Annotated in this window: 18 protein-coding genes; 13 read left to right on the top strand and 5 right to left on the bottom strand. The window is 47.8% G+C overall.

What is annotated here, in order from left to right; translation table 11 throughout:
• Positions 1-34: 34 nt before the first annotated feature.
• The 6 genes from D3H65_RS16725 (at position 35) to D3H65_RS16700 (ending at position 11,699) form a co-directional block, all read left to right on the top strand.
• Positions 35-3,634 (top strand): SusC/RagA family TonB-linked outer membrane protein, encoded by a 3,600-nt coding sequence (locus tag D3H65_RS16725; protein WP_162915671.1) that lies wholly within the window; start codon positions 35-37, stop codon positions 3,632-3,634.
• 11 nt (positions 3,635-3,645) lie between these two features.
• Positions 3,646-5,178, top strand: a complete 1,533-nt coding sequence (locus D3H65_RS16720) for a RagB/SusD family nutrient uptake outer membrane protein (protein WP_119051401.1) — start codon at positions 3,646-3,648, stop codon at positions 5,176-5,178.
• Between the two features lie 419 nt (positions 5,179-5,597).
• Positions 5,598-5,900, top strand: coding sequence for a hypothetical protein (locus D3H65_RS16715; protein ID WP_119051400.1), 303 nt, complete (start codon positions 5,598-5,600; stop codon positions 5,898-5,900).
• Positions 5,901-6,001: 101 nt separating this feature from the next.
• Complete coding sequence (locus tag D3H65_RS16710; protein WP_119051399.1) at positions 6,002-7,084, top strand: efflux RND transporter periplasmic adaptor subunit; 1,083 nt, start codon at positions 6,002-6,004, stop codon at positions 7,082-7,084.
• A gap of 27 nt (positions 7,085-7,111) precedes the next feature.
• A complete protein-coding gene (locus D3H65_RS16705; RefSeq protein WP_119051398.1) occupies positions 7,112-10,279 on the top strand; it encodes an efflux RND transporter permease subunit in 3,168 nt (1,055 codons plus the stop codon).
• Positions 10,272-11,699: a TolC family protein gene (locus D3H65_RS16700; protein ID WP_119051397.1), complete on the top strand. Its 1,428-nt coding sequence runs from the start codon at positions 10,272-10,274 to the stop codon at positions 11,697-11,699. Before D3H65_RS16705 ends, D3H65_RS16700 begins: the two co-directional genes overlap by 8 nt.
• A 68-nt stretch (positions 11,700-11,767) precedes the next feature.
• On the opposite strand, the gene D3H65_RS16695 is transcribed toward D3H65_RS16700, so the two are convergent.
• A complete protein-coding gene (locus tag D3H65_RS16695) occupies positions 11,768-12,523 on the bottom strand; it encodes an MBL fold metallo-hydrolase (RefSeq protein ID WP_119051396.1) in 756 nt (251 codons plus the stop codon).
• Positions 12,524-12,618: 95 nt separating this feature from the next.
• Between D3H65_RS16695 and D3H65_RS16690 the strand changes: the two genes are divergently transcribed.
• From D3H65_RS16690 to D3H65_RS16665, 6 genes are all read left to right on the top strand, one after another.
• Positions 12,619-13,770 carry a YncE family protein gene (locus D3H65_RS16690; protein ID WP_119051395.1) on the top strand — a complete coding sequence of 384 codons (1,152 nt, stop codon included), beginning with the start codon at positions 12,619-12,621 and terminating at the stop codon, positions 13,768-13,770.
• A 71-nt stretch (positions 13,771-13,841) separates the two neighbouring features.
• Positions 13,842-14,054 carry a YwbE family protein gene (locus D3H65_RS16685; protein ID WP_119054545.1) on the top strand — a complete coding sequence of 71 codons (213 nt, stop codon included), beginning with the start codon at positions 13,842-13,844 and terminating at the stop codon, positions 14,052-14,054.
• 146 nt (positions 14,055-14,200) lie between these two features.
• A complete protein-coding gene (locus tag D3H65_RS16680) occupies positions 14,201-14,785 on the top strand; it encodes a Crp/Fnr family transcriptional regulator (protein ID WP_119051394.1) in 585 nt (194 codons plus the stop codon).
• 57 nt (positions 14,786-14,842) lie between these two features.
• Entirely contained in the window at positions 14,843-15,646 is an 804-nt protein-coding gene (locus D3H65_RS16675; RefSeq protein ID WP_162915670.1) for a DUF2306 domain-containing protein, read from the top strand.
• A 172-nt stretch (positions 15,647-15,818) separates the two neighbouring features.
• Positions 15,819-16,358 carry a lipid-binding SYLF domain-containing protein gene (locus D3H65_RS16670; RefSeq protein WP_119051392.1) on the top strand — a complete coding sequence of 180 codons (540 nt, stop codon included), beginning with the start codon at positions 15,819-15,821 and terminating at the stop codon, positions 16,356-16,358.
• 113 nt (positions 16,359-16,471) lie between these two features.
• On the top strand, positions 16,472-16,909 hold the full coding sequence (locus tag D3H65_RS16665) for a hypothetical protein (RefSeq protein WP_162915669.1): 438 nt from the start codon (positions 16,472-16,474) through the stop codon (positions 16,907-16,909).
• A gap of 8 nt (positions 16,910-16,917) precedes the next feature.
• On the opposite strand, the gene D3H65_RS16660 is transcribed toward D3H65_RS16665, so the two are convergent.
• From D3H65_RS16660 to D3H65_RS16645, 4 genes are all read right to left on the bottom strand, one after another.
• The gene (locus tag D3H65_RS16660) at positions 16,918-17,964 is read right to left on the bottom strand and encodes a DUF4249 domain-containing protein (RefSeq protein WP_119051390.1); all 1,047 of its coding nucleotides are present in this window, start codon (positions 17,962-17,964) and stop codon (positions 16,918-16,920) included.
• A gap of 5 nt (positions 17,965-17,969) precedes the next feature.
• A complete protein-coding gene (locus D3H65_RS16655; RefSeq protein WP_119051389.1) occupies positions 17,970-20,597 on the bottom strand; it encodes a TonB-dependent receptor in 2,628 nt (875 codons plus the stop codon).
• Between the two features lie 21 nt (positions 20,598-20,618).
• Positions 20,619-21,785 carry a FecR family protein gene (locus D3H65_RS16650; RefSeq protein WP_119051388.1) on the bottom strand — a complete coding sequence of 389 codons (1,167 nt, stop codon included), beginning with the start codon at positions 21,783-21,785 and terminating at the stop codon, positions 20,619-20,621.
• A gap of 75 nt (positions 21,786-21,860) precedes the next feature.
• Positions 21,861-22,421, bottom strand: a complete 561-nt coding sequence (locus D3H65_RS16645) for an RNA polymerase sigma-70 factor (protein WP_119051387.1) — start codon at positions 22,419-22,421, stop codon at positions 21,861-21,863.
• Between the two features lie 43 nt (positions 22,422-22,464).
• On the opposite strand from D3H65_RS16645, the gene D3H65_RS33570 reads away from it, so the two are divergent.
• A complete protein-coding gene (locus D3H65_RS33570) occupies positions 22,465-22,977 on the top strand; it encodes a DUF2196 domain-containing protein (RefSeq protein WP_119051386.1) in 513 nt (170 codons plus the stop codon).
• The last annotated feature ends 149 nt before the right edge of the window (positions 22,978-23,126 follow it).

The following is a 23,126-nucleotide window of genomic DNA, read 5'->3' as shown; positions in this document are numbered from 1 at the left end:
TTCCGGTAGCAGGAGAAGCAAAATTCTTAAGGCAATGAAACTAAGTTCTTTTTTCCTTTTGGCTTTTTGCCTGCAGGTTTCAGCTAATGTAACCTCACAAACCATCACTTTGTCCGGGAAAGACATGCCCCTGGAAAAAGTATTTACTGCCATTAAAAAACAAACCGGGTTTATTGTATTCTGTAACAAAGAACTATTGGAGAACACCAAACCCGTTACCATCACGGCAACTGGTATGTCCCTCCAGGATTTCCTGGAGAAGGCTCTCCGCGATCAACCTTTGTCTTACCTGCTCGAAGACAAGACCATCGTCATGATGAGGAAGCCCGTTCCAAAGGAAAAAGCCCCCGATAGCGTAGCCGTGCCGGATATCCATATTACAGGACAGCTGGTCAATGCAGAAACAAGAGAGCCCATTAGCGCTGCTTCTATCTCCGTAAAGAATACCAAACAAGGCACTACCTCTACCGCCACCGGACAATTCTCCCTGTCCAATGTCGATGAGTCCGCCATCCTGGTCATAAGTTCTGTAGGGTTTACTCCTTTGGAGATACCCGTATCAAAACTGATCGCTATCCCCGCAGGCGGCACCATATCAGTGGGCGAAAATGTCCTGTCCAAAGCTGTAGGAGGCGCCTTCATTCTTCAGTTAAAAGCATTGCCCGCTTCCCTCAATGAAGTGGTAGTAGTGGCATTCGGACAAGTGAAGAAGAAAGACCTCACCGGTTCCGTCAGCACCCTGTCAGCAGAAGCCATCAGCCAGCAGCACGTGTCTACTTTGTCAAGAGCATTGGAAGGAATGGTGTCCGGTGTGCAGCTGTCTACTTCTACCGGTCAGCCGGGTAGCGAAGCTTCCATCCGCGTGAGAGGTTTGGGTTCCCTGTCAGCAGGTTCCGACCCCCTCGTGGTGGTCGATGGAGTACCCAGCGCCTTCCCACTGGCCTCTTATAATCCCGCCGATATCGAATCCATTGTGATCTCGAAAGATGCTGCTTCCAACTCACTTTACGGTTCCCGCGCTTCCAACGGCGTGATCCTCGTTACCACTAAAAAAGGTACCCGGGGTAAAACAAAGATCAACTTCGATGTTCGCCTGGGACAAAACAGCCAGGGCATACCCGATTTTGATATGGTGAAAGATCCTGCCGAGTTTTATGAATTGGCCTGGAAGGGTATCTATAATTATGTAAGGTATAGCAATGATGCCGCTGCTGCAGGCCTGCACCTCAATGATGCAGATGCCCGCCAGTACGCCAGCAAGAATCTGTTTACTGCCAATGGCGCTGCCTTGCAAAACCCCAACAACCTGGGCAACTACATGCTCTATGATATCCCTGCCGGCACCACCCTCATCGATCCCGCAACCGGCAAAATAAGGCCCGATGCTAAACTCCTCTATCATGATGACTGGAACGATTATTTCATTAAGAAAACCTTCAGCCAGCAATACAATGTGAGCCTCAGCGGAGGTAATGATAAAACAGATTACTTCCTGTCTGTAGGGTATATGAGCGATCCCTCTTACGTAATGGGCTCCGACTTCAACCGCTACAATGCCCGGTTAAAGGTGAACACCGCCATTACTTCCTGGCTCAAAGGCGGTATGAACATCTCTTATTCCCGTCGCTATTCCAATGTGCCCAACTATTCAGGCGGTACCGTCAACAACAACGTGTTTGCATTCAAAGATTATTTCGCACCCACCTGGCCACTCTTCGCACACAACCAGGATGGCAGCATCAGGCGCAATGCCAATGGCGATATCATGTACGACCTGGGCACTGGCGAAACCTGGTCTCCTTATGGTGCTACCAAACGCGCCAGCTTTACCGGTTACAGCCCCGCCATTTATTTTGAGAAAGACCTCACCGAGCTCACCTCCGATGATTTCTCCGGCCGTGCTTTCCTCGAAGGCACTTTCCTGAAAGACTTCCGCGTTAAGCTCGATTTCTCACTCGATAATATCTATACCTACAACAAAACATACGGCAATAATGAGAGCGGCACAGCAGCAAGAGATCTGCAGGGCTCTATTTCCGGTTACTGGGCCAAAGGAATGAACCTGAATACCATTCAGACCATCAATTATACGAAAGTATTGGGTGCCCACTCCATCGATGTATTGGCAGGTCATGAATACCGCTGGACACGCGGCGACAACATGAGCGGTAGCAAATCATTGATGTTTGCCCCCAACAATCCCGATATGACCAACGCTATCCGTATCAATAGCCTTACCGGTAATGGCGTTAGCTCAGCATTGGAAGGTTATCTTTCCAGGGCCAGCTACAATTACGATAGCAAATATTATTTGACCGCCAGCATCCGTACCGATGGATCATCCAACTTCCGCTACGACAAATGGGGTACCTTCTGGTCAGTAGGGGGCGCCTGGAGGATCAGCCAGGAGAAATTCATGGACAAAACTGCCGGATGGCTTACCGAACTGAAGCTGCGCTCCAGTTATGGCACATTGGGCAACCAGAATGTCGGCGCCAACCGCTGGACCGATATCTGGGCCATCTCCAATACCGGTTCCATCGAAAACCCTGTTTTGGGCATCTATCAGGCATCCATTGGAAACCCTGCATTGACCTGGGAAAGCAACAATATTTTCGATGCCGGCCTCGACTTCCGTATCTGGGATCGTTTCTATGGTACCGTAGATTATTTCCGCCGCAAGACCGTCGACATGTTATGGGCAAAACCATTGCCCGCTTCTACCGGTCAGGCTTCCAAATTGGAAAACGTAGCCTCCCTCATGAACACTGGTTATGAAATTGAACTCGGATACGATATCATCCGCAGCAAAGACTGGAACTGGAACGTGAGCGTAAGGGCTTCTCATTATGAGAATAAATTGCTGGAAATACCACCAGGCGTGGGTTCCAAAGCCCTCAATGGCAATTATGAAGAAGGCAACTACCTCCGTGGTGAAGGAAAAGATTATTACAACCTCTATATGTACAAATACGCAGGCGTAGACAAAGCTACCGGCGAAGGGTTGTTGTACAAAGAGCTGAGAGCTACTGATAACCTGTCACTGTATCCCGGAAAGAAAATAGGTGATATTGTTACCACCAAAGGAAACGATGGTACCAAGTTCGAACTGGGTACTGCCTCTCCCGACCTGGTAGGCGGCTTTAATACCTCCGTTCAATATAAAAGTTTCGACCTCTCCGTACTTACCAGCTGGCAGATAGGCGGAAAAACAATTTCTCTTACTTACCAGAACCTGACCTTGCAAAGAGTATTGGGCATTCACAAGGATATGATGAAAGGATGGACACCCGAAAACCCCGACTCCAATATCCCCATGTTCATGAATGGCGCCCAAAACTATTATAGCAGGCCCGTAGGTGGCGCCCAAGGCCAATATTCTGATTGGGCTCTATTCGATGCTTCTTATTTCAATATCAGGAACGTATCCGTAGGTTATCGCCTGCCCCAGTCCATTGCATCGAAAAATGGAATAGAGGCCCTGCGCGTTTTCTTCAGCGTGGAAAACCTGGCTTTCTTCTCCGCTAAGAAAGGTTTGGATCCACGGCAGTCTTTTGATGGTGGTTCTACCACAGCAGCCTTTGGCTTTCCACAAACACGCACCATCACCTTTGGTATTAACCTGACCCTCTAAATGAAACAATCATGAAAAAAAATATCATCATCATAGCGAGCCTGATCTCCATCTTTAGCTCCTGTTCCAAATCACTGAACATCGACCCCGATGGTACCATGACCCGCGAGCAATTGCAGGAGATCATCAAAACAAAACCTGCCACCGTACTCGAGCCCATGGTTACCAGTTTGGTATCCCAGGTAAATGGATACGTGCCTGTCAATTCCGTCGATTCAAGGAACTACCTGGTATGCAACCTGCTCCTGAACCTTAAAGGCAATGACATGGTGCTCGCCCATACCAATGGCGGCTGGCTGGTATCCGATTACCAGATGCTCAATTACCGCGAGGAAAACCAGGCCCGCGCTGCCTTGTACTGGAGCATGTATTATAAGTGGATCTATTATGCCAACCAGGTCTTAGACCTGATCCCCGCCAATTTTGATCCCGCAGTAACCACCGATGCCAACAAGCTGATCATGAAATACAAGGCTGCTGCTTTAACCATGAGGGCCCTCAGTTATACCTACCTGATGTGGCTTTACCAGGATGATTACCAGCATGGCGGCAGCACAAAAGCAGGTGTACCCTTATACACTACCGTAGCGGGCGAAGAAGACCGCGCACCTGCAAAGGATGTTTGGGACCAGGTGCTGGCCGATGCCAAAGAAGCCGTTGCCCTGTTCAAAAGCTCAGGCCTTAGCAACAAAGCAAGCAAAACAGATATCGATGCCTCTGTAGCTTCCGTAGTACTGGCCCGTGCTGCCATCACTACAGGCGATTGGCCCACTGCTATTGCTGCTGCTGATTATGTAATGCAGGAATATCCAACCCTCATCAATGAGACCCAGTACACCACCGCCGGCATGAGCAATATCACCCTGCCCGAAACAATTTTCGGATACGATTATTCCACCGCCACCGGCAAGGGCACCAGCTCCTTCCCCGGTTGGATGAATATCAAAGGCGAAGGTGGTTATGGCGGCAGCCAGGCCTCCTGGCTGGCCATCGATCAGCGTTTGTATGACCAGATAGCTCCCACCGATTACCGGAGAAAGAACTTTGTGGAGGCAGCTTCTGTGGATTATAAATATGCCAGCTCCCAATTGCCCGAGAAACACTTTAAATATTACAGTTATAAATTCGCAGCCCCGCCCATTGATGCCAATACTCCGAATTATAACCAGGATGATATTTTCATGCGTACATCCGAAATGATATTGACCAAAGCCGAGGCCGAAGCCAAAGCAGGTCAGGATGCCAATGCGCAGAATACACTGTATATCCTGGCACATGAAAGAGATCCTTCATATGTAAAGTCGGTCAGCACAGGCGATGCCCTCCTGCGGGAGATCCAGTTGCAGCGCAGAATTGAACTCTGGGGAGAAGCCGGGTTTGAGTTTTTTGATAACAAACGCTGGAATATTGGTGTCAACCGTACCGGTTCAGCCAACCATACCAATCAATTGGTAGTACCGGCAGGTAAATTGTTCACCCTGCAAATACCCTTGTCGGTGGAGTTGAACTACAACCCCCGTATCACCGAACAAAATCCGTTGTAAGACAGTTGCCCCGTTTTTAATACTCATACACGTGTCCTAAAACGAGAGACCATCTTTAACGATCAATTGGAAAAGGCGCTCTCTACAATTTTCGACCCAATGAAAGGAGGCTCCACTTTTTAGTGGGGCCTTTTCTTTTTATCATGATTCTTCAGCGCAAAAAATAATACTGATATTAATATTATCAAATTACTGCAGGCTGTTAACTACTCATTAACCAGACATTAACCATTTGATAAATATATTGACACCCAAATAAATCAGAAAAGTTCTCACTTTTGCCCCTCGATTGGTTGCCATAAGAAAGCGTCGAAGCCTAAATTATTTTTCGCGCTAACAAAACCAATGTAGAGACCTAAATGAGAGGAGTGCTATTTTTCGTATGCCTGTGTTTCCTTCTGGTTAGAGGGTTTGATGATATGCGTACAGCCGTACTGCATACTCCCCTCCACAACCTGTCTGCTCACCATACCGGAAAATTACAACAGTCCAAATTTACTCCTAAAGAGCAAGGCGCTCCCGAGGAATACCTGCTGTATGAGAAGGTCGAGGAAGACGATGACAATAACGATCCTGCCAAAAAATACAAGCTGCTCACCAGGAGCAATCTCCTGTCCCACGCAGCCGATCTGAATGCGCTCTATTCCTGTTGTATCCATTCGCAAACTTTTTGCGACCGTTCAACCTGCAAATACATTATCCAAAGAGCCCTAAGGATCTGATTACCCATAAATGCCTTCTTTATCGTCCTGCCGGCCAGTAGCCGGCTATAGCAGATAATTGCTGATTCCCAAACTTTAACCGATCAATTTCTATTAACGCCATGAACAAGATCATCGTTTTTGCAAGCTTGTTGACCATCTTGTATCAAACAAGCTGCACTACCAAAGCAGCAGAAAAAAAGGAAGCCAATACGTACGCTGTTACCAGCCCCGTAAGAGTGGATACTTCCTTTACCAAAGAATATGTTTCACAGATACGCTCTGTCAGGAACATTGAGATCAGGGCCCAGGAAAAAGGCTTCCTGCAAAACATCTATGTGGATGAAGGCCAGTTTGTAAAAGCCGGACAACTCCTGTTCCGCATCATGCCCAAAATATATGAGGCAGAACTCCTGAAAGCCGAGGCCGAAGGAAAAGCAGCAGAAATAGAACTGCAGAATACCACAGCCCTCGTAGAGAAAAATGTCGTCTCCAAAAACGAGCAGGCCATGGCCCAGGCCAAGCTCGAACAGGCAAAAGCAGAAATTGCCCTCGCCAAACTCCATCTCTCTTTCACCGAGATCAGGGCCCCATTCGATGGAACTGTTGACCGCCTCCCCAAAAAACTGGGAAGCCTCATCGATGAAGGCGAGTTACTCACCAGCCTCTCCGACAACAGCCAGATGTTTGCCTACTTCAACGTATCCGAACCCGAATACCTCGAGTACCAGACCAATGCAAAAAGCCGTGGCAGCAGCAAGGTAAACCTCCTGTTGGCCAATAATCGCTTCTTACCCTACAAAGGACAAGTGGAAGTGATCGAGAGCGAGTTCGACAACGAAACAGGTAACATCGCCTTCAGGGCCATCTTCCCCAATCCCGAGCGCCTTTTAAAGCATGGTGAAACCGGTAAGATCCAAATGACCATGCCCCTTAAAAATGCAATGGTCATTCCACAAAAAGCTACTTACGAGATCCAGGATAAGATATATGTGTTTGTAGTTGACAAAAACAACATGTTAAGATCAAGGAACATTACAATTGCAGGCCAGATTCCCGACCTCTATGTAGTGAATAGTGGCCTTGCTGATGATGACAAAATATTATTGGAAGGTGTTCAGAAAGTAAAAGATGATGAAAAGATCAATTATGAATTTCAGAAACCTGAAGAAGTGATTGCCCATCTCCGGTTAAAAGCAGAATAGTAGTTCATTCCAAATTGTAAAGTTCCAATGTTTAATAAATTTATCCAGCGACCGGTCCTGTCCATAGTCATTTCACTCATCATCGTTTTTCTCGGAGTTATTGCTATTACCGGATTGCCCGTTACCCAATTCCCTTCCATCTCACCCCCCAAGGTGAATGTAGTGGCCGATTATCCCGGCGCCAACGGCGAGTTAATGATCAAATCCGTGATTATCCCCCTCGAAAGGGCCATCAACGGTATCCCCGGCATGAAATACATGGCTTCTGATGCCGGTAACGATGGTGAAGCTACCATCCAGGTAGTGTTCAACCTCGGTACCGATCCCAACGTAGCCTCCCTCAACGTACAGAACAGGGTAGCATCCGTAGTAAACAAGCTGCCCCCACTCGTTGTACGTGAAGGTGTGAAGATTACCCGTGAGGAGTCCAACATGCTTATGTACATCAACCTGTACAGCGACGATCCCAACACCGACCAGAAATTCCTGTTCAACTTTGCTGATATCAACGTATTGTCCGAATTGAAGCGCGTAGATGGCGTAGGCTTCGCGGATATCCTCGGTAACCGTGAATATGCCATGCGTATCTGGCTCAAGCCCGATCGCATGCTGGCCTACAAGATATCCGCCGATGAAGTGATGGAGTCACTGAGCAAACAAAGCCTCGAAGCCTCACCCGGCAAAACCGGTGAGAGCTCCGGTAAAAGGTCTCAGTCATTTGAGTATGTATTGAAATACTCTGGTAGGTTCACTACCAAAGAGCAATATGAAAATGTGGTGGTGCGTTCAAGTTCCAATGGCGAACTGCTGCGCCTCAAAGATGTGGCCGATGTGGAGTTTGGTAGCTCCATGTACGATATCTATTCCAACCTCAATGGCAAACCTTCCGCCGCCATCGTACTGAAGCAATCCTATGGTAGCAATGCCAGCCAGACCATTGCCAATGTAAAGGCGAAGATGAAGGAGATCCAGGCCAATTCCTTCCCCAAAGGAATGGAATATGAGATCAGCTACGACGTTTCCAAATTCCTTGATGCCTCCATCGAGAAGGTGATCCATACCCTGGTAGAGGCTTTCATCCTCGTGGGATTGGTGGTATTCATCTTCCTCGGCGATTGGCGTTCTACCCTCATACCTGCCATGGCCGTACCCGTATCGTTGATCGGTACCTTCATGTTCATGCAGTTCTTCGGCATTACCCTCAACCTCATCACCTTATTCGCCTTGGTACTGGCCATTGGCGTCGTGGTCGATGATGCCATCGTGGTTATTGAAGCCGTCCATGCCAAAATGGAAGAGGAGGGCCTTTCTCCGTTGAAGGCTACCAAGAAAGCCATGCACGAAATATCAGGGGCCATTATAGCCATCACCTTCCTCATGGCCTCCGTATTTATACCCGTGGCATTTATGTCCGGTCCCGTAGGTACTTTCTACAGGCAGTTTTCCATCACCATGGCCACCGCCATCATCTTGTCCGGTATCGTGGCCCTTACCCTTACGCCGGCATTGTGCGCCATGATCTTGAAGAATAACCATGGCAAACACAAAAAGAAAAATATACTCGACAGGTCTCTGGCCGGATTCAATGATGGATTCAACTGGACCCAGGGAAAATATGTGAAGTTATTGGGCAAGGTCGTAACCAGGCGGAGCGTTACTTTCCTGGTGTTGATCGGGTTCTGTGCCGGCATATGGTTCCTCAACGGTAAAGTGCCTTCAGGTTTTATCCCCAATGAAGACCAGGGTATGTTCTACGCCATTATTCAAACACCGCCCGGGTCATCACTGGAAAGGACCAACGAGATCTCCGAAAGATTACAGAAGATCTCCGAAGAGGTCGAAGGCGTACAATCCGTTTCCTCCCTGGCAGGTTATGAGATCCTGACCGAAGGTACCGGCTCCAACTCAGGTACCTGTCTGGTCAACCTCAAAGACTGGAGCGAACGGAAGCATTCTGTACAGGAGATCATCGATGAGCTCGAAGAGAAATGTAAGGATATCACAGGCGCCAACATTGAATTCTTCCTGCCTCCTGCCGTACCAGGTTATGGTGCCGCCGGTGGTTTCGAATTGCGCTTGCTCGATAAAGCAGGATCCGGCGATTACAAGAAAATGGAAGTAGTAAACAACGATTTCGTAAAGGAACTCAAGAAACGTCCTGAGTTATCTTCCATATTCAGCTTTTACAGCGCCAGCTTCCCCCAATACATGTTGAAGGTCGACAATGACATTGCCCAGCAAAAAGGCGTGTCCATCGAAAATGCGATGAACACCTTGTCTACCCTGGTGGGCAGTAACTACGAGATCAGCTTTATTAATTTCGGTCGTCAGTACAAGGTGATCGTGCAGGCAGGCGCCCAATACAGGGCATTGCCGGAAGACATCCTGAAACTGTACGTGAAGAATAATAAAGATGAGATGGTGCCCTTTTCTGCTTTTATGAAAATGGACAAAGTATATGGTCTGTCCGAGATCACCCGCCACAATATGTACAATGCTGCCGAGATCAGCGGTTCTGCCGCACCTGGCTATAGTAGTGGTGAGGCCATTAAGATCATCAACGAAGTGGCCCAGAAAACTTTGCCAAGAGGATTCGGGATAGATTGGGCAGGTATCTCCAAAGATGAGGTGGCCCAGGGCAACCAGGCTATTTATATCTTCCTCATCTGTCTTGGTTTCGTTTACCTCATCCTGGCCGCCCAATATGAAAGCTTTATCCTGCCAATGGCAGTAATTCTTTCCCTGCCGGCCGGTATATTCGGCGCCTTCCTCTTACTGCAGTTGTTGGGCCTGGAGAATAACATCTATGCCCAGATCGCGATGGTTATGCTGATTGGTTTGTTGGGTAAGAACGCCGTGTTGATCGTAGAGTTTGCTGTGCAGAAACACCGCTCAGGGGCAACCGTTTTACAGGCAGCCATGGAAGGTTCGAAAGTGAGGTTCCGCCCCATCCTGATGACCTCCTTTGCATTTATCGCGGGGTTGATCCCCCTCGTATTTGCCAATGGTCCGGGTAAGATCGGTAACAGAACCATTGGTACAGCCGCTGCCGGTGGTATGTTGTTCGGCACCATCTTCGGCGTGCTCGTTATACCAGGCTTGTATTACATCTTCGGCAAAATTGCAGAAAGGCGTATGCTGGTAAAAGATGAAGAAGAAAACCCTTTAACCGAAGAAATTGATCACAATGTATAAATTCAGGATAGTTCAATCCATTGCCCTGGTTTGCCTGGCCGCTGCAAGTTGCAAGGTGCCCGTGGTCAGCCAGCGCTCAGAGAATAACGCAGTGCCTGCGGCTTATGCCGGCGGCACTGATACTACGAATACTGCTTCCCTTCCCTGGCGGAGTTTTTTCACCGATCCCAACCTCGTGAACCTGATCGATACAGCCCTGAAAAATAACCAGGAGCTGATGATCACTTTACAGGAAGTGGAGATCGCCCGGAATGATATCCGGTTCAGGCAGGGACCTTTATTGCCATCAGTCACTGCAAAGGCAGGTATTGGCGTGGAGAAAGTAGGGCGGTACACCAGCCAGGGCGCCGGTGACGCCACTACCGAGATCAAACCCGGCAAGGAAATGCCCGATCCCCTGATGGATTATACCGTAGGGGTGTATGCAAACTGGGAGGTCGACATCTGGAAAAAGCTCCGCAACGCTAAGAAGGCTGCCATCACCCGGTACCTGTCAACAGTGGAAGGAAGGAATTTCGTCCTTACCAACCTGATCGGCGAGATAGCCAATTCCTATTATGAATTGCTGGCCCTCGACAACCAGTTTGAGATTGTTAAGCAGAACATCGAACTCCAAAAGAATGCCCTGGGTATTGTGAAAGTGCAGAAGGAAGCAGCCAGGGCCACTGAGTTGGCTGTTCAGAAATTTGAGGCCGAAGTATTGAAGTCACAAAGCCTGGAGTTTGATATTCTCCAAAGGATAAAGGAAACCGAAAACAGGATCAACTTCCTCACAGGCCGGTTTCCCGGGGAGATAACGAGGAGTAAGGACAACTTTTTAGCGCTGCTGCCTTCCGCCGTCAGTGCAGGTATTCCTTCCCAGCTATTGGCCAACAGGCCCGATATTAAGCAGGCCGAACTGGACCTGGTAGCTGCCAAGCTGGATGTGAAAGTGGCGCGTGCAGAGTTTTATCCTTCATTTGGTATTTCAGCGGGGTTAGGGTTTCAGGCATTTAACCCATCCTACCTCTTTAGGATGCCGGAGTCCCTGCTGTACTCCCTGGCAGGAGATCTCGCAGGGCCCTTGGTCAACCGGAATGCCATTAAGGCCGAGTTTCTCAATGCCAATGCACGCCAGGTACAGGCCATGTATAATTATGAACGCACCATCCTCAATGCCTGCCTGGAAGTGTCTACCCAGCTTTCCAATGTAAGTAACCTCGAAAAGAGCTACGACCTCAAGTCTAAACAGGTCGATGCCCTCACCAGGTCCATCGACATTGCCAATGACCTGTTCAAGTCTGCCAGGGCCGATTATTTCGAGGTACTGATGACACAGCGTGATGCCCTCGAATCCAAACTCGAACTCATAGAGACCAGGAAACAACAGTTCAATGCCGTTGTGAATATTTACAAAGGTCTTGGAGGCGGTTGGAAGTAGTAAACTGATAGAACAAAAAAGCCGGCTCTATGAGCCGGCTTTTTTGTTTATTATCTTATGTAATAAGTTTATTGCGCGGGATACCAGTTACGCAGTCTCACTTCTATTTTCTTATTACCTCCATTGACCAGGCTTTCAAATCCTTTTACATCACTCAGGCCGCCTTGCCCCCGGTAGTGATAGGGATAAACTATTTTGGGTTGAAAGGCCAGTACTGCATCCGCTGCTTCTTTTACATCCATTGTATAAGGAAGGTTCATGCACACGAAAGCAATATCAATATCTTTTAGTGAACGCATTTCCGGGATGCCTTGCGTGTCACCTGAAATGTAAATACGCTTGCCGCCAATGTTCAGCACATAACCATTCCCCCTGCCTTTTGTATGCATCGCTTTGTCACTTTCCGGAAGGTTGTACATGGGGATCGCTTCTATCGTTATCCCGGCTTGTGTGGTTTTATCACCGTTCTTTAGCACTACAAGATGGTCTTTATCAATATCAGTTAATTTGTCGGCCACTACCTGGGGTGCTATGATCAGCGTATGCGCTGTTCTGATAGCAGCGATCGTTTTGGGATCAAAGTGGTCGCCATGTATATCCGTGATCAGGATGATACCCGGTTCCGCCATTCCCTTAAAATTGTCCGCACCCGACGGATCAACATAGATCGTAGTGCCTTTTGTCGTTAGCAGCAGGCTGGCGTGTTTAACAGGCTGTATGACAAGTGGACCCGTTTTTGTTTTTTCCGTATCGGCAGAAACAGATTGGGCACTTACACTGGACAAAACAAAAATGAATAACAAGGCAGGAAGGATAACTTTCATAAAAGAGAGATTAAGTATGTAAATATACCGATCTTATTGTTGCGGGTTTTTAGTTATATTTATTATTACCCTTCTTGCTCATTAAAACCCGGCTTATGAAATTAATAATATATAATTGCTTACACTTCCTGGCTATACCCCTGCTTTCTGTAATGCTGAGCCATGGAGCCCTGCAGGCACAGGTCCCTGGCAATAAACCTGCAAAAACAAATAAGGTAATGGGGGAGAAGCACTACCTGTACGTGGCGACTCCCGGCATCCGCGATTACCTGGGGTACGGAGGGCATGGCCTCCTCGTCTTTGATATCGACAACAACCACCGTTTTGTAAAAAGGATCAAAACCCAAGGTCTTCATCCCAATGGTAATCCTTCCAACGTAAAAGGCATTGCTGTAAGCATCCCACTCAACAGCATCTACATCACCACATTGGAAGGCTTGCAACGCATAGACCTTACAACAGAAAAAATTGTATGGGAGAAGAAGTTTGATGGCGGCTGCGACCGTATGGCCATTTCACCCAATGGCCTTACCATGTACCTGCCATCCCTGGAGAATACATTTTGGAATGTGGTCGATTGCAATACAGGCGACATCATTAAAAAGATCACCGTGCACAAAAGAGCCCACAATACTATTTACGGACCTGCCGGTAACCTTGTTTATCTGGACGACATAGCAAGTCCCTGGTTACACATAGCCGACGCCCATAAGCATGAACTGGTAGCCAAGGTGGGTCCATTTGACAACAATATCCGCCCCTTTACCATCAATGGCAAAGAATCCCTGGTATACGTAACCGTCGATAGCCTGCTTGGTTTTGAAGTGGGCGATTTAAGGACCGGCAAAAAGATTGCCCACATACCTGTGCAGGGGTGGGAGCGTGGACCGGTGAGGCGGCATGGCAATCCCAGTCATGGTATTGGTCTCACACCAGACGAAAAAGAATTATGGCTTTGTGATGGCCACAATATGCGCCTGCATGTATTTGGTGCCGAAGCCCCTTATCAGCAGCTTACTACCATTCCCTTACAGGATATGCCTGGATGGATCACTTTTAGCGAGGATGGTAAATATGCCTACCCATCCAGCGGCGAAGTAATAGACATCAAGACCCGCAATATATTGACATACCTGAAGGATGAATTTCATAACAATGTGGCCAGCGAAAAGATGGTGGAGATCCAATTCAGGGGAAACAAAGCCGTGCATGCCGGGGATCAGTTTGGGATCGGAGCCAAGCGTTGACAGCACCTCTTAAAAGGTTTTCGATATAAAGCTTTCCTTCAATATTTTTGCGGCTGATAAACAGCAACAATATGGATGGCCAATATAGAAAAGATATTTATCCCGGACAGGAAGTGGCGATCATTCTTAAGAAAGACCAGCGAACAGGTAAGTTGACCTATGGTATTGTCAAAGACCTGCTTACCTCTGCGGCATACCATTCAAGAGGGATCAAAGTGCGCCTGGAAGATGGGCAGGTGGGCCGCGTAGCGGAGATAGATGTGATCGATCCCGATGGAGAATAACAGCAATATCTTAATTTGCAGGATAGCACAACAACCAAACCTTTTGATAGGGCAATTGATACTGGGAGATAGGCCACCCGTTGAATGGGGAGTGACTTATTTCTCCTTCATAAGTTCTTCTGTACGTTTATAGTAAACCTCAGCAAATGCTGCATTATTACGATTCGCTTTTCGATTTTATCTCTCAGATAATCAATATTCCTGAGCATGACAGGGCTCAATGCCGGGAGTCTTTCAAGCCGCTGTTGGCGCCAAAGGATACCCTGCTGGATAGTCCCGGAAAAGTTCCCGTATACCATAATTTTATTGTTTCGGGATATATGAGAAAGTATTACATCAATGATAAAGGAGAAGAAATAACAGTTGATCTGAACAATGGTCCCCGGTTTTTTACCTCCTATTTTCATTTTGTGAACCAGACCCCCACCAATGAATACGTGCAATGCATTACCGATTGCGAATTACTGAGGATCACCAAAGCCGACGCCGATCGGACCGCAAAAACTAGCATCACCCAAAAAGACTACACCATCCGCTTATTCCAGCAGGTGCAGGAAGAAGACCGGCAAAGAATGAATGACCTGGCCAACCTTACCGCCGAACAGCGCTACGTGAAACTGGTAAAGGAAAGCCCGAATATAATTAAGAACGTTCCCCTCAAATACATCGCTTCCTACCTCGGCATAAAACCCGAAAGCCTCAGCAGGATCAGGCGCGAGATCATTTCTTAACAATTGTTAAGTGGTCGGCAGGCGGCGGCGTTTATCTTTATCAGATACTCCAGCGCCATGAAACAAAGCCCCCAATCACTAGCAATACGTTCCTTCAGGAATATAACTCGTTTTTGGTTTGTAGTCACCTACCTGGGCCAGTTGGTCTTTGCTTATTATATCATCATGCTGTATGGGAGATCAGCAGCCCAGGGGAACTTTGAGAAGTGGAATACCGTCAACCCCCATTTTTACCAATCTGGCGATGGGATGGGCAACTTTGTCTTTGGTGCACACGTGGCATTCGCTGCCGTGATAACCATCCTGGGGCCATTACAACTAATACCTGCTATCCGGAAAAAGGTCCCCCGCCTGCACAGGATCAGCGGCAGGGTATACATTTTTGCTGCTTTCTTAATGGGTACCGGCGGTTTATACCTTACCTGGGTAAGGGGAGCAGTGGGCGGACTATTTGCCCAGGTAGTCATTTCCATCAATGCATTGATCATTCTCGTTAGTGCCTGCTTTGCCATCAGGTATGCCATGCAACGAAAAATTAATTTGCACAACCAATGGGCCGTACACCTCTTATTGGCCATGAGTGGCGTATGGTTCTTTCGCATATTCCTGATGCTATGGCTCGTCATCCATAAGAAGCCAGTCGGTTTTGACCCCGAAACCTTTACCGGCCCTTTCCTCACCTTCCTGGGCATATTTGTTTACATCTTTCCGCAAGCCGTAGCCGCTTTATATTTTAGAGCTAAATTTTCAGGTGCGCCGGCTAAAAAATGGTCATTCTCCATCTTTCTTTTTATTATCACCCTTGCCATGGCAGTGGGCATCTTTGGGGCCGTTGCCGGCATGTGGCTCCCAAGAATATGACAACGTTTTGACACCGCAACTTACCCTTTTATGTAGACCAATGGTATGTATATGGGGCGTCAGGGGGATGAATACAAACGTCCACATTGAGTAAAAAAAGCCTCTTTTTGAAAGCCATTGATCGCCTGGGGTGCTGGCACATTCGTTGCATTGGGTAGCCAAAAACATCGTTATGAAAAAGAATATCATGAACCTGGCAATATTCACCTGGGCAGCATTGCTATTGCCCACACTCCTGATGAGCCAGAACAAAGAACAACGCATTGCTTCCGACAGCAAAAAGGCCAAAGCTGAATTTATAAAAGCAGATGGTTTAATGAAAAACCTTTTTGACCGAAGTTATGCATACGTAATATTCCCCAATGTAGGAAAGGGCGCCATTGGTGTTGGCGGCGCAGCCGGTTCAGGTGCTGTATATGAACGCGGAAAATATATAGGTTCTGCAAAAATGGTACAGGTGAGTGCTGGCTTTCAGTTTGGCGGACAGGCTTACCGGGAAGTTATCTTTTTTGAAAATAAAGACGCTTTGGATCGCTTTCAGAAAAACAACCTTGAGTTTGCTGGTCAATTCTCGGCCATTGCTGCTAAGGAAGGCGCTTCTGCTGATGTAAAGTACCGGGATGGCGTCCTGGTATTCACGCAAGGTAAAGATGGGCTGATGTTGGAAGCTGCCCTCGGCGGCCAGAAATTCACCTACAATGCTGCGATGTAAAGAAATGCCTGATTGGATCTGCATGATAAAACAAAAGCCCTCAGGAATGAGGGCTTTTTTCAGAAAGGAAGCGTAAGAAAATTTTCCCTATTTTGTCGGGAAAATAGTTATCCATGAAAACATCCGTATCCTTGCGGTCAATAGTTTTGCTGATTGTCCTGAGCGCATGTGGCGCCACACCCGGTAAAGAAGAAATACCCGATGCCCAATTGCCGCTTTACCGGTACAAGGGTGTCTTTGTAGCAGAAACCAACTTTGGTTCCGCTAAACAATGGGACACCCTCAATGTTCATAAAACTGCTGCTGCCGACTCCTTCATCGTTTACCATGCTTCCAGTTATATCAAAACATCCTCTGAGGGCCGGGTAACGAAAACCGGCTCGAACCGTGATACCTTTCCCGGCTTTTTCAATCCGTCCTACAGGACTTTAATGCTGGGACCTGCTTATAGCATGAAAGATATGAGCCCTCCACCCATCCAGCCCATGTATATCGATACCATTCACCGCACTGCTTCCTTTGGTGGCATCCAATACAAGAAACTGCCATAAGCCATGTCTCACCAATAAAGCACCTTGTCAGAAACAGTGGTGGCATAAAAGAAACCCAGTGCTCCGCCACTGATATTACCAGGCGCCGAGGCGGGTGCCGGTTTGTAGATATTGCCATTGACCTCCAACTGCTTATTCAATGCATTGAAATACGTATACGTTTGTTGGGTTAAAGCATGCAGCCTGATCTGCACCGGTTTGTGTGAATACCTCACATAGGGATAATAATCCCAGTAAGGATAGTGGCCTTCAGGCACCAGGCTGTGTTGAACATTGAGCGGCATCAAACGAACCGGAATCGTATTGATGCCGGGTGTCAGGAATTTGTCGTCAAAAACATAATAGGGAAGCACACTGAAGGTGGCCCCTGAAGCGACGCCGGGAGCCAGATAAAAATCGTACCGGTAAGCATGCAGTGAATAGTTCATATTGAGCGCATAATAGTTCTTTTCATTGGGCGCATCTTTGAACCGCGCTACCGGTATCAGGCCCCTGTTCAGGTAGGGACTGAGCATGGTATCCCTGGCCCAGCCCACACTTTCCATGGCCGGTGCCGGAGGCATATAAGCCGAAGACCTGAATACCTGGTCGCCAATCTGTACTTCCAGGGAATAGGTATGTCCCGTCTGACCTTTTATTTTGGTGGTTTGGTAAAATCCACGATCATGAAAACTGGCGCGATCGTTTACCGTGGTAAAGACCGAATCGATACCCTGGTCGTTGTAATTGGTGGAATCGCGGAAGTAATATACATACCGGTCGATGGAGGGCGGACTGGGGATCAGGGTATCTTTTATCCCTGTATCATCCGTAATAATAACGAGTGCATTTTTTACCGGTTCTGCACTGTCACGGTAAGGAAAGTAGGGATCGGGATCCGCTAGCAGTCCATCCGATTTGGTGACCCGCACATAATAAGGCCCCCACATATTGCTGATCCTTCCTTCAATAACATATAGGGGTTTTGCTGCCTGAGGACCCAGTTCAAATTCCCGGGTACAACCGGCGATGGTCACTATCAATAAAAGACTGGCTATACCTTGTTGAATGCGCATGATGATTAGAATTTAAAATTGTAAGCAATGGAGGGTATAATACCCCCGAAGTTGACCTGGTAGGTTTTTACATACGAGTAGTTGGCTGGGTCCTGCCTTGCAAAGAGTGCCACGATGTTGCGGCGGTTATAAACATTATAGACACTGATCACCCATTCCCCCTCAAATTGCTTGATGGCTTTGATCCTGCTTTGCCAGCTTGCACTGAGGTCCAGCCGGTGGTGCGCAGGTAAGCTATACCCGTTCCGCGTACTGTAGTACAAAGACCTGATGCCGTTAAAAGCATAAGTACCCAGTGGTACCGTGGCCCGGTTGCCACTGCGGAATACCCAATTGGCAGAAAGACTGAGCCTTTTGGAAAGCGTTTGGTTGTATACGATCGAGAGATTGTGCCGGCGGTCGTAGCTGGCAGGATACCAATCCCCATTGTTTACTCCATCGATCTGCCGTGTGGCCTTTGACCAGGTATAACTGATCCAACCCCTTGAAACCCCTTTATTTTTTTTGACCAATAACTCCACGCCATAGCCTTTTGCCTGGCCCGTCAATACCTGTGTTTCTATTTTATCGTTCAGAAACAGGTCGGCATTGTCCCGGTAATCGATCACGTTATGCGATTGACGGTAATATACTTCCATGCTCGTTTCCCATGCCTCACCGGCAAAGGTTTTGAACACACCGGCCGAATAGTGATCCGAGTACTGTGGTTTGAAGTGCGTATTGGAAGGCATCCAGAGGTCCGTAGGCAAGCCTACGGATGAATTGGTGAGCAGGTGTTGGAACTGGTAATTCCTGCCATACGCCAGTTTAAGCGATGCCGTAGCAGATAATAATACCCTGGCAGTGGCTTTGGGCTCCGCACCGAAATAAGAGGTAATGATCTTTCCTTTGCCATAATAGGTACTGTCGGTCACGAGCGAAGTATCCGCATTGTACTGGTATACGAGTGCATCTCCCAGTGCTGCAAAACCCGTGGCCCGGATGCCGTAGGATACACTGATCCTTTTATTTATTTTCTGTTCATGATTGAGGTAAACAAATACCTGCGCCGATCTGCGGTTGTTGAGCGAAATGCGCTGGTCGGGCTTATGGTCTGTAACAGAGATCGTTTTTCCAGGCAATACATCCTGGGTTGAAATGCCGGCACCAAACTTCAACAGGCTGTTTTTGTTCGTACTCCAATCGAAATCCGTTTTCAGCGTCACCTCTTTCAGACTGGCGCGCCAGGAGAAGTCACGGGCGCTGTCCAGCATAATATGTGTATACTTATATTGACTATAGAGTAGAGAAGTATTGGCAAACAAACGGGTATTGAAAACATGGTTCCACCGGGCTGTAACCGTGGTATTACCCCAATTCGTACGCGTCTCCATATCGAGTGGCAGTAAATAGAAATTATCATATCCGGTGTAAGCCGATAAATACAGGTGGTCCCGGCGGCCAAGCGCTGTATTGAACTTGGCATTCAGGTCATAGAAGGAAACCTTGTTCCTGCTGGTACCGGCATCGATTACCTTCAACCTGTAGGCTGTATTCAACAACGCGCCAGTATTGCTGTACCTGCCGGAGATCATGAAAGAAGACCTCTCTTTTTTAATCGGGCCTTCCCAGGTAAGCCGGCTGGCAATCAAACCAATACCGCCGGTAAGCGCATGCTGCTTGTTATTGCCTTCTTTCATGCGGATATCTATGACCGAAGAAAGCCGACCGCCATATTGCGCCGGAAATACGCCTTTATAAATGGCCACATCTTTCAGCGCATCCGTATTAAAAGCAGAGAAGAAACCAAGCGAGTGCGTAGGATTGTATACCGGCGCCTCATCCAGCAGGATCAGGTTCTGGTCGTAAGAACCGCCCCGTACCGATAAATTCGTGGTGCCTTCTGCAGCAGACTGGATGCCCGGTAAGAACTGCAAACTTTTCAATACATCCGGTTCACTGCCGCCCATGGCAATTCTTTTTATTTCCAGCGTGCTCAATCGGTGATTGCCGGTTATCACATTTTGAACCATGCTTTTTTTGCCGGCAGAAGATACGATCACCGCCTGCATCGTATCCGCCTCTTTCACTGGCAGCGCTATAGGATGGCGTTGGTTTTCCCCGATCACGAGGTTTTCTATGTGCTCTGTAAATCCCACATGCGAACTGTTCAATACATATTCTCCCACGGGCACCGTAAGCGAATAAAATCCATAGGCATTGGTAAGCGTGGTGTACGTTTTAGGACCAGTTAAACTGACGGTAGACCCGATCAGCGCTTCACCCGATTGCACAACCGTTACAAATCCATATACCGTTGCTGTTTGTGCCCCTGTGCCCCCTGGCTTTTTTATGATTATATACGTTTGTACCTGCTCATACTGTAACCCGTTTTGGAGCAGAAGGTCATCGAGCACCTTCTTCACCGGCACATGTTGCTGCTGGTAACGGATGTTGCGTATGCCGGCTATCACCGCTGACTTATACGTGAATTTAAAGCGTGTTAATTTTTCTATCGTGTTCAGTGCCTCCTTCAGTGTTACATTTTTCAGGTCGATGCTTATAGTCTCTTTGCTGATGTCCTGCGCATGGCTGCGGTTTATTATCAACAGGGCACAGGATACCAGTAACAGGATGGGGATGATCCGTTTCATACAATTGTTATAGGTGTTTGCTTATTCTATAATGAAAATGCCGTTCTTTTTGGCGAGCGGTCTGTCAATGGTAACGCTGAGTATGTCAAGTATTTGTTGTATACCCGCATCCTTTTGGAATTTACTCCTGATTCTTGTCTTTGCAAGGGCAGTATCTTTAATGACGATGGAATCGTTGAATACCCGCTGCAGGTCGGCTACAACGGTGGCAAGGGACACGTCATCATAGATCAGGTCACCCTTCTTCCAGCCGGCTATTGCCAATGTATCGATGCCCTGCTGTTGAACCATGTCGGCTTGTAGTTTTACCTGTTGTCCCTTTGTCAGCATAGCTACTACCTTGTCACCTGCCTGTACCTTTACTTTACCACGTTGCACAGATACTGTCCGGTCACTTTCACCTGGGTAATCTTTGATGTCGAAGGCTGTTCCCAGTACCGTGGTCGTAAGCGTACGGGAATGAACAAGGAAAGGGACCTTATCAGCATGTTGTACATCAAACCAGGCCTGCCCCGACAGGTCTACAATACGTTCGGACCCGGAAAAAGCAGTGGGAAAACCTATGGACGAGGCGGCATTCAGCCATATATGACTGCCATCTGTGAGCACTACTTCGTACGCCGAACCCCGTGCTGTGGAGATCACGTGATAACCTGCATCATCACCGGCATCTGTGGTGGTATAGATGATGCGGTTTTCCTGCCGGGTAATTGTCGTATGCCCCAGTGTGGCTATGCGACCGTTCTTTACTTCGTCCAGCAATATCTGCGATCCATCAGGCAGCGTCAATACATTTTTGGCAACCGGTGTGCCGGGCAGATCAGCCTGGCTTTTTTGCGTAATCATCGGTCCTGCATGGCGACGATCGTTAAAAAAGTAGATACCCGTACCGATCAATACCAGTACAGCCGCTGCAGCAGCCCACCGGTAAATAGTACGAATGCGGGCACTGTGTACAGGAGCATCCGTTGTATCTAGTCCTGCCTGCTGCCTGATCTTCGCCAGCAGTCGCTTTTCATGATCCGCTTCGCTCACTGCAAACGAAGTTGGTATTTCAACAGGGTGGTCCTGGTGGCTATTGTACCATTGTTCCAACTCCTGCCTTTCGGCTGGCTTAATGGTGCCGGATGCCAGTTTGTGAACAAGCTCCTGGTAATAAACAGGGTCATTGACATCTCTTTCAGACATGAAAAGTCGTATTTACTATACAGGTAAGCAAACAGGTCATTACCCCCTACGCATTGGAATAATTTTTTTGGAAGCCTAGTACAGGAAGGAAAAAAAGGATTTCAGCGAGGTGCGCAGGTGCTTCAATGCTTTCGTCAGCTGGTTTTCAACCGTCTTTTCAGCAATGTCCAGGGTCTGTGCAATTTCCTTGTGCGAAAGCCCCTTTTCCCGGCTGAGCTCGTAGATAAGTTTACAACGTTCAGGCAGTTGAGCGACCGTTTGGTTAAGCTGTTGCTGCAGCTCCTTCAGGTCGTATTGTTCTTCTACATGTACGGAAATGGAAGCAGGCGCTTGCATGTCTTGCTCGTGCAGCCGCTGGCGGTATTTCTTATGCAGCAGGCTGTATACCTGGAATTTAACAGCGGCTGCCAGGTAAGATTTCAGTGATTGTTGGATATTGATCTCAGCCCTGCGTTTCCAGAGATCGGCAAACACTTCCTGCACCACTTCTTCCGCGTCCGTAAGGTTATCCAGTTTATTAGCTGCAACTGAAAAGAGTAGTTTCCAATACTGATGATAGATTTCTGTAAAGGCAACTTCATCTCCCTGCGCCAGTTTGCGCAGCCATTCACTTTCTATATGGGATGGGGAAGACATGTAGGTGAAGGGCTAAAAGTAGAAATAATTTTTAAGACCCGATATGATGGTTGAAAAATTTAACGTCTTTCAAGCCATCGTTAAAGAGCTGTTCACCACAGCGGCTTATCATTCCCGTGGTGTTAAAATGCGTCTGGAAGATGGACGGGTAGGGGCTATTTTAGGTTTAGGACTAGATATGTTTACATGTTTTAACTCAATGGCTCCCCGATGCTGCCGCTGTTCTTCCGCATTGCTTCCCCGGATTCCGAGGACCCAAAGAGGAGGATCCGGGGAAGCAAAGAGGACCCAATGCGAAGAATCCGGGGAGAAAAGGGCCGATTCCGGGGAAGCAAAGCGAAGAAAATGGAGTAAATGTGTTATTCGTCCCAGGACATTTGTCGTTCGTCCCTGCTTTTATCGAACACCGTCCCAGAACTCTTGGTACTTCCGGGGAAAAAAAGCTGTTCGTCCCAGGTTTTTCCTCGGCCCGTCCCAACATTCCGGGAAGACCGTCCCATTTTTGAACAACGCGAGTGGAAGCCGCTGTAGATTTGCTGTATCAACCAATGCATAATTTGTGTCACAGGCTTTGATGTTGAACCCAGGTTTGGACTTTGATCCTGCTGCATAAAATAGTCCACAGTTCTTTGACATGATTTTCAACGTACCAACGTGATCCGTGAATTAACTTATCATAAACAGGAAAGAATTGTAATTTATCAG

The sequence above is a fragment of the Paraflavitalea soli genome (assembly GCF_003555545.1).
GTDB lineage: Bacteria > Bacteroidota > Bacteroidia > Chitinophagales > Chitinophagaceae > Paraflavitalea > Paraflavitalea soli.
The sequence above is the reverse complement of the archived record's forward strand: the minus strand, read 5'-3'. Positions and strand labels throughout refer to the sequence as shown.

Excerpts from the sequence above, each read along its gene's own strand:
- D3H65_RS16725 (WP_162915671.1), top strand. The coding sequence starts at position 35 with ATGAAACTAAGTTCTTTTTTCCTTTTGGCTTTTTGCCTGCAGGTTTCA.
- D3H65_RS16720 (WP_119051401.1), top strand. The coding sequence starts at position 3,646 with ATGAAAAAAAATATCATCATCATAGCGAGCCTGATCTCCATCTTTAGC.
- D3H65_RS16715 (WP_119051400.1), top strand. The coding sequence starts at position 5,598 with ATGCGTACAGCCGTACTGCATACTCCCCTCCACAACCTGTCTGCTCAC.
- D3H65_RS16710 (WP_119051399.1), top strand. The coding sequence starts at position 6,002 with ATGAACAAGATCATCGTTTTTGCAAGCTTGTTGACCATCTTGTATCAA.
- D3H65_RS16705 (WP_119051398.1), top strand. The coding sequence starts at position 7,112 with ATGTTTAATAAATTTATCCAGCGACCGGTCCTGTCCATAGTCATTTCA.
- D3H65_RS16700 (WP_119051397.1), top strand. The coding sequence starts at position 10,272 with ATGTATAAATTCAGGATAGTTCAATCCATTGCCCTGGTTTGCCTGGCC.
- D3H65_RS16695 (WP_119051396.1), bottom strand. The coding sequence starts at position 12,523 with ATGAAAGTTATCCTTCCTGCCTTGTTATTCATTTTTGTTTTGTCCAGT.
- D3H65_RS16690 (WP_119051395.1), top strand. The coding sequence starts at position 12,619 with ATGAAATTAATAATATATAATTGCTTACACTTCCTGGCTATACCCCTG.
- D3H65_RS16685 (WP_119054545.1), top strand. The coding sequence starts at position 13,842 with ATGGATGGCCAATATAGAAAAGATATTTATCCCGGACAGGAAGTGGCG.
- D3H65_RS16680 (WP_119051394.1), top strand. The coding sequence starts at position 14,201 with ATGCTGCATTATTACGATTCGCTTTTCGATTTTATCTCTCAGATAATC.
- D3H65_RS16675 (WP_162915670.1), top strand. The coding sequence starts at position 14,843 with ATGAAACAAAGCCCCCAATCACTAGCAATACGTTCCTTCAGGAATATA.
- D3H65_RS16670 (WP_119051392.1), top strand. The coding sequence starts at position 15,819 with ATGAAAAAGAATATCATGAACCTGGCAATATTCACCTGGGCAGCATTG.
- D3H65_RS16665 (WP_162915669.1), top strand. The coding sequence starts at position 16,472 with ATGAAAACATCCGTATCCTTGCGGTCAATAGTTTTGCTGATTGTCCTG.
- D3H65_RS16660 (WP_119051390.1), bottom strand. The coding sequence starts at position 17,964 with ATGCGCATTCAACAAGGTATAGCCAGTCTTTTATTGATAGTGACCATC.
- D3H65_RS16655 (WP_119051389.1), bottom strand. The coding sequence starts at position 20,597 with ATGAAACGGATCATCCCCATCCTGTTACTGGTATCCTGTGCCCTGTTG.
- D3H65_RS16650 (WP_119051388.1), bottom strand. The coding sequence starts at position 21,785 with ATGTCTGAAAGAGATGTCAATGACCCTGTTTATTACCAGGAGCTTGTT.
- D3H65_RS16645 (WP_119051387.1), bottom strand. The coding sequence starts at position 22,421 with ATGTCTTCCCCATCCCATATAGAAAGTGAATGGCTGCGCAAACTGGCG.
- D3H65_RS33570 (WP_119051386.1), top strand. The coding sequence starts at position 22,465 with ATGATGGTTGAAAAATTTAACGTCTTTCAAGCCATCGTTAAAGAGCTG.